Genomic DNA, 732 nt, shown 5'->3' with positions numbered 1-732 from the left:
CTGCTAGACGCAAGCGAGAACGGTGCTCTACATCAAGTTGATTTGATGGAATACCAAGGGAAAAATGCCAAAACCATCATTAGCGAACAACAAATTGCTCCGGGTGATTACGCCATGTGCGTTTACGCGAAAGATGGCCGACAGTTGAATGATACGTCTCTATCGTATGTCGAAAAAACTGATGGCTCAGTAAAAGGTCTTGTTGTTCCAAGTCGTGGGAGCTGCTTTGGCTTTAAGCCCGATACCAGCGATCAGGGTCGCTTGAAGTTTTCCCAAAAAGGTCAGTATGTAAAAGTTCATACTGGGCACAATAGCTACGTTGTAGAGTTTGATTTGCGTAAAGGTCTGGCGGATCCAGTCGGCCAAGATCATATGAACATGAACTCGAATGCCGTAAGTTTGGTGAACGCATCAGATTCAGGCCATATCGCTGGCACGGTAAGTAACGTGCAATACCAAGCTTGCGAAGCAGACAGTGCGGCATGGAACGCGATTCATGATGTGTCTGCCGTTCACTCTGTTTACCTGTATGCGGGTTCCATGGATCGCTCAACCATGGGCGATATGGGCGCGACAGCTCCACTCAACGCGCCAGTTGCGGTAGCTAACGTGAATTAATCGCAAGACGAAGAAGGCAATACAATCTACAGCTACGAGTTTGGTTACATTGGCCCAGGTACTTACAGCATTGGCTACACATGTACTGCATATATTGATACGCCAGACGCTCAT

General features: G+C 47.5%; 1 protein-coding gene. It reads left to right on the top strand.

The features are described 5' to 3' along the window. Nucleotides 1-618, top strand: a 618-nt coding sequence (locus tag R7F64_RS23875) for a DUF4382 domain-containing protein (RefSeq protein ID WP_318072149.1), incomplete at its 5' end; no start/stop codon positions are given. Nucleotides 619-732 lie beyond the last annotated feature (114 nt).

The sequence above is a fragment of the Vibrio sp. Vb1980 genome (assembly GCF_033338615.1).
GTDB lineage: Bacteria > Pseudomonadota > Gammaproteobacteria > Enterobacterales > Vibrionaceae > Vibrio > Vibrio alginolyticus.
The sequence above is the reverse complement of the archived record's forward strand: the minus strand, read 5'-3'. Positions and strand labels throughout refer to the sequence as shown.